General features: G+C 58.4%; 9 protein-coding genes. 3 read left to right on the plus strand and 6 right to left on the minus strand.

Features of this window, described 5'->3' with window-relative positions:
• Positions 1 to 2 precede the first annotated feature (2 nt).
• Positions 3 to 923: an HDOD domain-containing protein gene (locus IPK79_06125; GenBank protein MBK8190010.1), complete on the minus strand. Its 921-nt coding sequence runs from the start codon at positions 921 to 923 to the stop codon at positions 3 to 5.
• 137 nt (positions 924 to 1,060) lie between these two features.
• On the opposite strand from IPK79_06125, the gene IPK79_06130 reads away from it, so the two are divergent.
• Positions 1,061 to 1,873 carry a DUF881 domain-containing protein gene (locus tag IPK79_06130; protein MBK8190011.1) on the plus strand — a complete coding sequence of 271 codons (813 nt, stop codon included), beginning with the start codon at positions 1,061 to 1,063 and terminating at the stop codon, positions 1,871 to 1,873.
• Between the two features lie 26 nt (positions 1,874 to 1,899).
• Here the strand turns inward: IPK79_06130 and IPK79_06135 are convergent, their stop codons facing one another.
• On the minus strand, positions 1,900 to 4,089 hold the full coding sequence (locus IPK79_06135; protein ID MBK8190012.1) for a hypothetical protein: 2,190 nt from the start codon (positions 4,087 to 4,089) through the stop codon (positions 1,900 to 1,902).
• A 5-nt stretch (positions 4,090 to 4,094) separates the two neighbouring features.
• On the opposite strand from IPK79_06135, the gene IPK79_06140 reads away from it, so the two are divergent.
• Complete coding sequence (locus IPK79_06140) at positions 4,095 to 5,135, plus strand: GNAT family N-acetyltransferase (protein ID MBK8190013.1); 1,041 nt, start codon at positions 4,095 to 4,097, stop codon at positions 5,133 to 5,135.
• Between the two features lie 46 nt (positions 5,136 to 5,181).
• Entirely contained in the window at positions 5,182 to 6,411 is a 1,230-nt protein-coding gene (locus IPK79_06145; GenBank protein ID MBK8190014.1) for a methyltransferase domain-containing protein, read from the plus strand.
• 298 nt (positions 6,412 to 6,709) lie between these two features.
• On the opposite strand, the gene IPK79_06150 is transcribed toward IPK79_06145, so the two are convergent.
• The 4 genes from IPK79_06150 to IPK79_06165 all read right to left on the minus strand — a co-directional run bounded on the left by IPK79_06150 (position 6,710) and on the right by IPK79_06165 (position 12,708).
• Entirely contained in the window at positions 6,710 to 7,399 is a 690-nt protein-coding gene (locus tag IPK79_06150; protein ID MBK8190015.1) for an aminopeptidase P family protein, read from the minus strand.
• 317 nt (positions 7,400 to 7,716) lie between these two features.
• Positions 7,717 to 9,960: a bifunctional (p)ppGpp synthetase/guanosine-3',5'-bis(diphosphate) 3'-pyrophosphohydrolase gene (locus IPK79_06155; GenBank protein ID MBK8190016.1), complete on the minus strand. Its 2,244-nt coding sequence runs from the start codon at positions 9,958 to 9,960 to the stop codon at positions 7,717 to 7,719.
• A gap of 100 nt (positions 9,961 to 10,060) precedes the next feature.
• A complete protein-coding gene (locus tag IPK79_06160) occupies positions 10,061 to 11,281 on the minus strand; it encodes an alpha/beta fold hydrolase (protein ID MBK8190017.1) in 1,221 nt (406 codons plus the stop codon).
• Positions 11,282 to 11,400: 119 nt separating this feature from the next.
• Positions 11,401 to 12,708 (minus strand): thymidine phosphorylase, encoded by a 1,308-nt coding sequence (locus tag IPK79_06165; GenBank protein MBK8190018.1) that lies wholly within the window; start codon positions 12,706 to 12,708, stop codon positions 11,401 to 11,403.
• Between the last annotated feature and the right edge of the window lie 61 nt (positions 12,709 to 12,769).

The raw sequence follows: 12,769 nt of genomic DNA on the forward strand, positions 1-12,769 counted from the left end.
CCTCAGGCTCCGCCCTTCAGCGACTGAATCATCTCTTCCACCAGATGATCCTGGGTGACCAGTTGATCCAGCGTGCGCTCAATAAATGGGGCGCTTAACTGAATGCCGAGCGAGGTGAGCGCGGTTTCGTCAAAGCCGCTCATCAGCCCGTCGCTGCCCAGGCCGCAGCCCGTCATACGGGTAAAGCAGTCGGCCAGGTGCACCAGACTCACCAGTTTATAAACGTCGACTTTGGAGCCGATTGCGGGCGGCTGCTTGGCCAGTAACGACGGCTTGTTCTTGTATTGAATGACCTTGACCAGCGTGTCGGGCAATCCCCATTTTTCGGCGATGAGTTTGCCGACCATGCAGTGGTTGAAGCCCAATACTTCCTGCTCGGCCTCGATAAAATCGATGCGTTTCTGCATCGCCAGCCGCTCAATATCCTGATAGCTGCGGCCCACGTATTCGCCAAGGACAATTTTGCCGATATCGCGCAGCAGGGCGCCGGTAAAGGCCAGTTCGGGATCCACGCCTTGCGCATGACGCGGCGCCAGATGCCGCGCGTAGACGGCGCAGGTCAGCGCGTTTCGCCACAAGGCGCCGCGATCAAGCCCATAGCCTTCAACAGGTCGATCCAGCGCAAATTTTGAGATAATGACGTAGACCATGCTCTTGAGCGTATTGAGGCCCAGGATGGCCACTGCGTCCTTGACGGTCGAGATGCGCCGGTTCAGGGCATAGGCCGCTGAATTGCACAGGCGCAGCACCTGAGTGGTCATGTCCGGGTCCACCCGGATGATAGCCGCCATGTCTTCGGCGTGCGCGTCCGGGTCTTCCATCACCTTGGTGAGGCGAAGGGCGGCCTCCGGCAATTGGGGCAGCTTCTGGACCTTGGCAATCAGTTCTTGAAGCGAAATTTTTTGGGGGGTGGTATAGGCCATCGCTCGGCTTTCCTCATTCTGGCTTTAGTTATACCATTGCGCCAACGGCGGCGGATACGGAGGCGGGCCGTAAATCCCCCATCCAGCCGACGCATCGACGCCGCATTGCGACGATTGGCGATGAAAGCCCGGATCCAATGAACCTGAGCCCCTCGCAAGCCGCCTCTACCGCGCGCCGCCTCTCGAGACGGCTGTTCCCGCTCGCACTGGCGTTATGCATGGCGGTCATTGGCGTCATTTCGGGCTTGTACTGGCGCATCGAAAGCGCCAAACGCCTGCCGACGCGCTACTCAACGCAAGAGGCCGCGCATGCCTTTCGCCTCAATCGCCAGCTTGCGGCGCGCGAACGGCTCAACGACGACCTCGCCCAGGAGATCCAGCTGCTGACCTACCAGATGGATCGCAAACTTAGCCAGAGTTACCGCCTCAGTCAGCGCCGCAAGCTGGATCGCCTGGCCGATTATACGGGGCTTCGCCTGCGCGAGGGCATGGGGGTGGAAATCATCCTGCGCGATTCTGATCGTCCGTATCGCCTCGAAGAAAATCCCAATGTCGGCATCATCCACAACATCGATATGCTGGCGGTGGTCAATCAGCTCTGGGCGTCTGGCGCGCGCGCCATTGCCCTTAACGATCAACGCATTGTGGCGGGAACCGAGATCAATTGCGCGGGTCCGGTGTTAATCATCAACCAGTCACGGATTGCCCCGCCTTTTCGGCTTCAGGCGATTGCTGAGAATCGCTCGCCATCGGAGTTTCTGGAGCGCGTGAATCGCCATGCCAGCGCTCTTAAGCAACTATCGGCTTACGGAATAGAAATCAACATGCGCGTCGCGCCGGTGCGGATTCTGCCCTATGTCCCCGCCCAAAGCGATTCCTCTCAGAGCGCCGCAGGCCCCGACGGATCGCAGACGCCCCCAGAAAAACCGGGACCGGACGCCCGCGCCTGAAACGTCGTCCTGTCGCCGCTGCGTTTTCAGCCTGAGTGCGCCATAAAAACCGACGTCTGCGCCAGATCGTCGATAATCTCCACCTCCGGCAAGCTGCGCAGAATCTGGCGTCCGTAGCCCTTGCTTCGCAGGCGCGGATCCAGAATGGCCGCCAGCCCGCGGTCGCCGCCGCTGCGAATCAACCGCCCAAAGCCCTGCTTCAGCCGAATGGTCGCCTGTGGCAGCACGTAGTCGCCAAACCAGTCGAGCCCGCGCGCCTTCATCCGGTCCACGGCCGCCTGATTCACCGGATCGTCGGGCGGCGAAAACGGGATTTTGTCCATAATCACGCAACTGAGCGACTCGCCGGGAATATCCACGCCCTCCCAGAACGTCGCGGTGGCGAACAGCACGCTATGGGGCGTCGTCTTGAACCACTCAATCAGCCGGTGCCGGGGCATTTCCCCCTGTACGCGCGCGGGATACGGCAGGCGCGGGATCAGCGCGTCGGCCACGCGCGTCATGGCGTCATATCCCGTAAACAGCGCAAAGGCGCGGCCTTGGCTCGCGCGCAGAATCGCCTCAATTTCGTCGGCGCAGGCCGGCAGGAACATCGGATCGTTGGGGTCCGGCATCGATTTGGGCAGATACAGGACGCACTGGCGCGCATAGTCGAACGGACTGGGCAGGGCCAGATCGCGCGTCTCCGGCGGCAAGCCGAGATCGCGCTTGCAGAACGCCAGCGACCGGTTTACCGACAGCGTGGCGCTGGTGAGAATCGAGGTTTTCTCCTCCCAGAGAATCGGGGCCAATCGTTCGGCGATATCCAGCGGCGTCGAGCGCAGTTCAAAATACAGGCGTTCGCGGTCAATCTCTACCCAGTTGACGCGATCGCGCGAGAAGGGGTCTTCAAGGGCGAAGCACTCCCAGCGCAGCGCCAGCCCCGCTAACTGATTCAGCAGCTTTTCGCGCTGAACGGCGCGCATGTCTTTGCCCGCGCCGCCGGGGTTTTGCGCATCCGGTTCGAGAAGCGACAATTGCTGAAGATCCATCGATTCCAGCCACAGCCGGATTTCTTCCAGGGTCGCGGTCTGCGCCGCAATCGCCGAGCGGAACCCGGGATCCGGCGACAGGCGCGAGACGGTGCGTTTGGAATCAGCCGCGCTGCGAAACAGAAAATGAAGGATCGTGGCTTCGTTTTGCGCGACCGCCGCGCTCAACGACTCGGGAATCGGCAGAATGCGCCGACTGATTTTGGCCAGCAGCTTGGTGGAGGCGAACTTGCCGACGCGATCGGTAAAGGCGTTCATGGCGTAGCGCTTGAAGTTGTGCGCTTCGTCAAAAATCACCACGTCGTGCGCCGGAAGCAAGGCCTGTCCCGAGGCCAGATCCTGCAAATACAGCGAATGATTGGCAATAATGACATCCGCCTCCGCTAGATCTTCGCGCGCGCGCCGGTAGGGATTTTCGGCGTAATAGCGGCAACGGCGGCCCAGGCAATCATCCGACTCCGATTGAACCTCCTGCCAGAGGGCTTCCGGGATGGCGATATCCAGCGATTGCCGGTCGCCATCCCATCCCATGGCGAGTTGGGATTTTAAATGCGAGACGTGTAACGATTCGGCGGCGTTGGGCGACAGCGTGCGCTCCAGTTCCTGAAGCTTCTGAATACAGACGTAGTTGCGCCGTCCCTTGACGAGTTTGACGTTGGGCTCGGCGCCGTCGAGATAGGCTTTCAAAGCTTGCGACTGCGTCAGGAACGGGAGGTCTTTATCCAGCAGTTGTTCTTGCAGGGCGATGGTTCCGGTCGCAATCACAATGGGCCGTCGCCGATGCAGTAAGGCCGGAATCAGATAACCGAAGGACTTGCCCGATCCGGTTCCGGCTTCGACAATCAGCGAGTCGCCGCTTTCCAGCGCTTGCCAGACGCGGGCGACCATTGTCTCCTGCGCCTTTCGGCGTTCGTAGCCGGTAAAGTCGCCCAGAATGGCGAAATAGGCGGATAAAATATCAGAACTGGCTTCCATGATGCGGCTATCTGGGGCGTTTCGGGGGGCGTGCGTTTTAGGCAGACGGCTTGCTTGCGCCGCCTGCGGGATTCGTGTCTGGCGCCAAGGGCGCAGGAACGCTAGAATAAGAAGAATCTCATCATAATCCAGCCGGATGGGGTTTGGCAGAGAAACGGCGTCGGCTTGGATATCAATGGGCGTGAATCGCAGGCGTTTATGACCCAACACGTTTCATGATCACCGTCATTCCGCTGACAGAAGGCACGGTCGGGGCGCTGGCCGGCGCTTACGCGCGCTTTGCGACTGACGCCGTTGCGCAATACCATTGGCGCAGCGAGCCCGCCCCCTTTGAAGACATGGCCCGCTCCATTGCCAGCGGCGCGCTGTGCGGCCTCATGGCGCAAGACGCCGAAGGCGAGCCTGTTGGCTGGATGCTCTACGTTGTGGAAGCGCACCGCGCCGTCGAAATCAATCTCATTGCGATTGACGAGCATCAGGCGCTCAAGCCGGCTTTCGACGCCCTGATGCGCGGCCTGCTGCAAACGCTCGCAACGCGCGACGACTGGGATTGCGTCAGCTACGCCATGTTGGGCTGTCAAGATCGCTATGCGTCCCTGGCGCCCTGGTATGGCCTGATGCCGGTGGGACAGACCATTCAGCGCTTTAATCTGGCCGACGAGATTTCAATCCCGATTCTGGCGAAGCATTACCATAGCTTGGCGCCACTGCCTGAGGATCTGCGCTTGAGCCCATGGCTCCCGGATCTGGCAGAGGCCGCCGCAGAGGCCATCGCTGAGGCGTTTGCGCGTTCTAACGACGCGCGCTGGGATCCGCGCTTTCGCTCGGTGGCGGGCGCGCGTCAGGCGGTTGCCTTTCTGCAGGAAGGCCGCATGGGCGCCGTGATGCCGCAAGCGTCTCTCATGCTGCTGAATCGGGCGGGCGCTGTCGAAGGCTTTTGCTTTTTGATTCAGGGGGACGGCATGGACGCCAATGTACCGCTGATCGGCGTTCGGCCCTCGCTGCGACATCGGGGGATGGGCATTCGCCTGCTCGCCTGCTCGCTGGTGGCGATGATCGAGCGGATTTCTGCCGGAGAAGCCTTTATTTCCGAAGTGACGGCCACGGTCGATACCGACAACTATTTCGCGCTTAAAATGTACCGTAAGCTGGGCTTTCAGGAGACCGTCCACTATCCGCACGCCTGGCTGGATCGCCAAAGCGTGGCGCGCTCCTATTACGGTCGGCGTCTGGCCGCCTATGCCGGATTCGCCTGAACGCCCGCTCGCCCCTTTCCCCAACCCCACAGGAGACGCCTTCCTTATGACGCAACCCGCTCACGGCGATTTTACCCAGCGCGCCACCCGCGTAAAAATTAATCCCGAAACCTATATTAAATTTGACGGCAGCACGCACGTGATGCTGGGCAATATTTTTTCGGAAGGTCAGGCCTTGCGCATTCAATCGGATATTCTGCTGCTGTTGTGGGACATTACCGACTGGAAAACCATGGGCGATATTCTCGACGGCTGGCCAGATCCGGTGGATCACCCCAAAATTATCAAACATTTGCAAAATCTGTACGATTGCAAAGTCGTGATCACCGATGAATCTGAACTGCGTCAGACCCCCGAAAGCGGTATTTCAGAAAAACTGGGCGGCGCAATTCATATTAACGTCGAAAACCATCACGTCATGATGAAAGATTCTGTCCGGCTGTCGGCCTATCGTCGCGCCATTGAGCGCGCCATTCGCCCCGGCGAGTCGATTGCAATGGATCTCGGATGCGGTTCTGGCATTTTAAGCTTTTTTGCCGCGCAGGCGGGCGCTCAAAAAGTCTATGCCGTGGAAAAACGACAGGATATTATTGAACTGGCAGAAGCTCTGGCGCGTGATAACGGCCTTAACCAGATTGAATTCATACAAGGCGCTTCCAGCGCGCTGAACGAGGCTCAATTTACGCCAAAGCCCGACGTGTTTATTTCAGAAATTCTGGGCAATGGCATTCTGGAAGAAAACGTCCTGGAGTTTACGCTCGATGCGCGCAAGCGTTTTCTGGCGCCGGGCGGCAAATTAATTCCAGCCCGGCTGGATATTTACGTGGTGGCGTTTCACGCGCCGATTGCTCAGGACAAGCGCCGCGAAGCCAACGAGTTTAAGGATCTCTACGGCGTCGACTACACGCTTTTTGCCGATGTTCTGTGTAATAAGGCGACGCTGCGTCTCGATAAATTCAATCCTGCGCTCTATCGCGCCATTAGCGAGCCGTTGTGCGTGCAGTCGGTGGATCTCGCCTCGTTCGAGAATCCTGTCTTCAGCCGCGAGTTTGAGCTGGAGGTCACCGAAGACGATATGAACTTTACCGGCTATTGCGCTTACTTCAAGGCGTGGCTGGACGAGGACACCGTCCTGGGCAATTCCCCCTGGGCGCCGGACACGCACTGGACGCAGATGATCTATACCATGCCGGTGACGCGCCGGGTCAAGCGCGGCGACCGCCTCAAAATGGACATCGTCTACGACGGTCGTCTGCGCATTCGCGCCTTGGGCTAGCGACTTCGCAGATCGATTTAAAATCCGGCTTTATATGTATAGCGCAGATCGCTTGGATAAGCCTGATCGATCAGACAAACCAGAGTTTCCTGCCCTTTCATGAAGGTTTCCATATACTCAGAAGAGGCTTGGATGGCGAGGAGCCATCTGAAAACCCGGTTTTTGGACTTTTGAAACGCTATAGAAGAGCTGTTGGAAAGCGCTGACCCTTTTCAACAGTTTTCCCTCATGCATAACACATTCGCCTGCTGCCGTTTGAAGTGGGTTGAAATGCCTAGAGCATTATTCAAGCCAGCAGCTAAAGATTGAGCAACTCCTCGTAGAAGCCGCCGATTTTTAAAGCCTTATCCACAAAGTGGATTTCCAGGATCCAATATCGATGGTTTCCTTGAGCATCTTGCTCAGATAACTTTAATTCATTGTCTGGATGGATATAGAGCTTTATTTCATCATCCAGAATTCGTTCATGTGGGAATTGACCAACTAAATGGCCTGCATAAGGACCACCGTACTCCCAACCGTACTTATTCGCCAATTCGCAGATCCAGTGGTAGAATTCGCTGGCTTTTATATCGGAGTTACTTTGATAATACTCTTTAGCAACGTGAAAAGCGGACTCAACATCTTGTTTGAGCTTTATTTTTCGAGGGTCTTGCCCCATCACGTAGGTTCGCCCAAAGTCAGCCTCCCAATTTTCAAAAATAGGGCCAAGATCTATAAAAACAATATCGTTGTTTTGAATCATCCTGTCAGGGGGATTTTCTTTGTAGGGATGTAACGTATTTTTACCAGCCCGAACGATCCGTTTATGCCAATATTTTTGGACTTGAAAAAGTTCTTCTGCTAATTTAAAAATCAATTGGCTTATTTCCAATTCGGTTCTACCGGCTTGGATGAGAGTTCTTCTTTCAATTTCTTGAAATAACTCTCTAGCTTTGTTTTGGGCATCTAAAAGCTTTAGAGCGTGTTCACTCAGATTGATCGTCATAATATATTATTCCCCTTTCCGCACAAGACGTTTGAGGAGACGAAGCACGTGCCGCGTTGAAGAGGAACTTGAGAAAAGGCTGTAAGTTTGGCTGGGCATGTGCTGACTGAGGCCTACTCCGGGAAACATCCGAAAGTCGAGCTTAAGGATTTTAGCACGGGTTTCGCCCGGCGAGCCGGAACATCATTCTTACTCCACAAGAATTGGCGTGTAAATACCGCTAGCGCTGATCTGCGCTCGTATTCTGACGCATCGGACCTCATCTAATTGAAACCGCCTGAAGCGCTTAAAGGCGATTGCGTTTAACCCAACCTTCTTTAAGCGCCGCCGTCAGGCGATTTCCCCACGCGGAATTGCTGGCGCTTGACGGCCATTACGTCCGGCAGGCGGCGGATGGCGTTCATGACGGTTTCCAGATGCGGCAGGTTGGCCACTTCCATCGTGAGTTCGACCAGCGCCGTATCATTGGGCAGCACGCGCACGCGCACATTAGAAACATTGGTGCGCGTATCGGCGATTTTCCCCAGAATGTCCTTGAGCATCCCCACGCGATCGATCGCATGGGCTTCGAGCCGCACGGTATGCGCCTGATTCGGGTCGGCGGAGCCGTCGCTCCAGTCCAGCGCCATCAAACGCCCCGGATTCACCTGATTCAGGTTAATACAGTCGATACGGTGGACCATGACGCCGCGCGCGCGCGTAATAACCCCGGTGATCTCTTCGCCCGGCACCGGCGTGCAGCACCGCGCCAGATGATGCACCATGCCATTCAGCCCATGAATCGCCGATTTTGCTTTGTCTGCCGGGCTGTGACGCTTGCTCTGGTAACGATTGATCCGGTTCAGCGCTTCTTCGTGCGTGGCGACGGCCTGCGATTTCTTGAGCCGGTTTATCACCCGCGTCAGATTTAATTCACCAAAGCCGATGGCGGCAAAAAGGTCTTCCAGGCTGACATAATTTAATTCGCGGGCAATTGTTAATAACTCGCCGTCCCGCAGGGCGTCTTCCATCTTGGCCCGCGTGAGCGTTTCTTCCAGCGCGCGGCGGCCCTGTTGCTCGTATTCGTCTTTCAGGTTGCGTTTAAACCATTGGCGAATCCGGCTCTTGGCGGTCTGGGTCTGAACAAAATTAATCCAGTACAGGCGCGGCGTCGATTTCTTGCTGGTAATAATTTCCACGATATCGCCATTTTTCAACCGCGTATCGAGCGGCGCCATTTTGCCGTTGATCAGCGCGCCAGTGCACGTGTGGCCAACTTCGGTGTGAATCCGATACGCGAAATCCACCGGCGTCGATCCCTTGGGCAGATCGATGACGCGCCCCTTGGGCGAAAAAACGAAGACTTCATCGCGAAATAAATCGAGCTTGACGGCCTCGACGTAATCGGAGGCGTCGTGGGCTTCGTCCTTCATTTCAAGCATCTGGCGCAGCCACGACAGTTTGGCGTCGATCGCGCTGTCGGCGGCCTGAGACCCGCCGGCTTCCTTGTATTTCCAGTGCGCGGCAATCCCGTATTCGGCAATGCGATGCATGTCCTGCGTGCGAATCTGCACTTCCAGCGGGCGCCCGCTCGGGCCGATGACGGTTGTGTGGAGCGATTGATATAAATTGCTTTTCGGCATGGCGACGTAATCTTTAAAACGCCCCGGAATCGGTTTTAAAGCATTGTGAATGACGCCCAGCGTTTCATAGCATTCTTTTTCGCTGGCGACGATTACCCGAAGCGCGCTGATATCATAAATGTCCTGAAGCGCCTTCTGCTGCACCGCCATTTTTTTATAGATGCTGTAATAATTTTTGACGCGCCCTTTTACAATCGGTTGAATGCCCATAGCGGTTAATTGCGTCTGAATTTTATCAATGATTTCGGCAATAGCGCCTTCGCGTTCGTCGCGCGACTGGGCCAGTTCGGTTTCAATCTCGCAAAAGGCGTCCGGCTTGAGGAATTTCAGCGACATATCTTCCAGTTCGGCCCGGATGCGCCCCATCCCCATGCGGTTGGCCAGCGGCGCGAAAATTTCCAGCGTTTCAGCGGCGATTTTAAGCTGTTTTTCCGGCTTCATGTGATCCAGCGTGCGCATGTTATGAAGCCGATCGGCCAGTTTCACCATCACCACGCGCACGTCGTGCGCCATGGCCAGAAACATGCGCCGGAAGTTCTCCGCCTGTCGGTCCTCGGCAGAAGTGAATTCAAATTTGCCGAGTTTGGTGACGCCTTCCACCAGTCGCACGGTTTCGTCGCCAAAGCGCTCGCGGATCTCAGCAGGCGTGGCCGACGTGTCTTCCAGCGTGTCGTGCAGCAGACCCGAGACGATGCTGTCGGCGTCTACGGGAATTTCCGCCAGAATCAGCGCGACGCTGACCGGATGCACGATATAGTTTTCCTGATTCTTGCGTTTTTGCCCCGCATGCTTTTCCTGTGCGTATAGAAAAGCCGCCTGTACGCGGGCTAAATCCGCCGCCGGGCGATCCTGCTCGCGCAGCAGTTGCATTAGCGCGTCAAACAGAACCGTTTCGCGAAGCGGCTCGTTTGCGGCAGATTCGTACAGAGCGTCTGACACAGGATGCATCCATCGCCGGGGCTAACAAGAGGGCGTCAACAGGCGCGTAGCTTTATTGTACCCGATGCCGCCTTGCGACGCAGCGCTCGAACGGGGGAGATTACCGCTGTGCGTCGATAAAATCGCAAATCTGACTAAACGCGCTTTCCCCGCCGCGCATCATGCCGTTATAGCGTTTTTTGCCGCTGGCGTCGACGACCCACCCGCGGGCGTTATGATCGGCTCCTTCCAGCGCCAGTAATTGCGCCTGAGGATTGTGCCTGCAGATGCGCTCGTAATTGCGCAGGCCCTGATGAAACTCCGTCACGCGGTCCGCCCCGCCATGAATCAGCAGCAAGGGTTTGGCCATCAGCGCCGGGCTATTGGCCATCAGCGCCGCCGGGCGCACCGCGTCCACGGCTGCCGGTAGGCGTCGTCGCCACGGGCCGCGCGCGTCTTCCACGCTCAGGCGAAAACGCCTGGCGAAATGACGCAGCGCCTTGGCAGGCCAGGCCTTCAAGAGCAGGCTGCTGCGCGGGCGCGCCGAAATCATCGCGCGCAATTGACTGGCGACGAAATCCGATAACGCATGATACGGGCTGTCCAGAATAACGGCGTCCAGTTGGCGGGTCAGTCGCGTCAAGGCCTCTTGCCCGCCGGGTCGGCCCGGGGCCATCGCCCACGGCGCTGCCATCAGGGCGGCGGCGCCCATCGAGTGGCCGTAATAAACCAGCCGCTCGCTTTGCGCGGGATAATGCGCGCGCACGTAATCGACGGCGGCTGCAATGTCGCGCCCCTCTTCCAGCCCGAACGTGGTTTGCGAGCCTGAACTGCGGCCATGGCCTCTAAAATCAAACAGGAAGACGTGATACCCGCGCCGTCTCAAGGCGTCGGCCAGCGGGGCCATGTTCGTCCAGCGCGAGGTATAGCCATGGCCCATGACAATCGCGCGATTCCCGGCGCCGGCGGCTGGCATCCAGCGTCCTGATAACAGGACGTTGGGTTCGACGCTGGCAAAGGCAATCGGATCAGAGATAGGCGCAAAACGTTGTTTTGCCTCGCGCTCGCTGATGCCCGGCAATCGCCCGGGATTCATGGCCATGCGCACGCGGCGAAACAGGCGCGGATGAAAGGCGACGTAGCCAAACGCTTGCGCCAAGGGGTCGTAGAACAGGCGATCCGCCCACGAGGGCTTGACGCGCGTTTCTGCCGAGAGCTCGCCGCCAAAACGCGGCGTGGGCGCCTGAGAAACCACGCGCGTTTGGGGTCTCGTTTTAATCGCGGGCATGACGCGGGCTTGCAAGCCCGCGTCATGCAGCGAATAGAGGGGTGAAATGGTCATCAGCGCACGCGTGATCCCGCGTCTTCCCGGAGCGACGTAAAAGGCATCCACCCCTTGAAAACCCGCTCAAGGCGCGCGATTGCTTCCCTGACTCTGGCTTGCGCTCTGGCCGCAGACGCTTATCCCTGAACCACTTCCAGAATCAGCGGCGGCGGCGACACTGGCGTCGACGAAAACGTAAAGGCCGCGCGCACGCGCGCCAGCGCATCCGCATCGCCCGCCCCGTGGCCTACATGCAGTTCAACCAGCGTCTCGCCCGCTTCCACGGGATCGCCGACCTTCTTGAATAACATCACGCCCGCGCCGGGGTCGATGGGCGATTCCTTGGTCTGGCGTCCAGCCCCCACCAGTTTGGCGGCTTCGGCGATCAGGAGCGGGTCGATGGCGGCGACGTATCCCGATTCCCAGGCCGGCAGCATATTGACGCGCGCGGGCTGCGGCATCAGCGCGGGATCCGACAACGCGTCCACGTCGCCGCCCTGGGCTGCCGTCATCGCGACGAACTTGCCGTAGGCCGAGCCGTCGGCTAACGAGGCTTGCAGCCGTTCGCGCGCCGCCTCGGCAGAAGGGGCCAGTCCCGCTTTGGCCAGCGTGACGGCGCCCAGCGTCAGGCACAACTCGGTTAAATCTGCGGGCCCCTGACCTTTGAGCGTCTGAATCGCCTCGGTCACTTCAATTGCGTTGCCAACGGCATAGCCCAGAGGCTGATCCATCGACGAAATCACCGTGATAAACGATTTCCCCAACCGTTCGCCCACGTCGCGGCACATTTTGGCCAGCGCCTGAGCTTCTTCGCGCGTTTCTGCGAAGGCCCCGCGACCGGCCTTGATATCGAGCGCAATCACGGAGGCGCCGGCGGCGATTTTCTTGGACACGACCGAGGCCGTGATGAGGGGGATATCATCGACGGTCGCGGTGACGTCGCGCAGGGCGTACATTTTGCCGTCTGCCGGGGCGAGGTCCTCTGTCTGGCACGACAGCGCCAGGCCGATGCGCTGGACTTGCGCGCGCATTTCATCGGCGGTGAGCGAGGCGTTCAGGCCGGGAATGGCCTCCAGTTTGTCAATGGTGCCGCCGGTAAAGCCCAGCCCGCGCCCTGAAAGCTTGGCGATTTTGGCGCCGCAGGCCGCCAGCATCGGCGCGAGGGCCAGCGTGGTCTTGTCGCCGACGCCGCCGGTGGCGTGCTTGTCGACCAGCGCGCCGCCAATCCCGGAAAAATCGAGCGCGCGTCCCGACGCGACAAACGCCTCGGTCAGCCAGACGGTTTCATCCATGTTCAGGCCGCGCAGACAGGCGGCCATCAACCATGCGGCGATCTGATAGTCAGCGGCGCGGCCCTGCATCATCGCCTCGCACAGGGCGAAAATCTCTTCGCGGGTATGGGTCCGTCCGCGTCGTTTTTGGTCAATAATATCAATTACGCTGATCATCGTGGTTAGCGCTTCCCGCAATTCCGGCTGACTTGGGCGTTTCGCCCATCGTGATTTT

This window comes from Vampirovibrionales bacterium (assembly GCA_016712355.1).
In the GTDB taxonomy this organism is placed as follows: domain Bacteria; phylum Cyanobacteriota; class Vampirovibrionia; order Vampirovibrionales; family Vampirovibrionaceae; genus JADJRF01.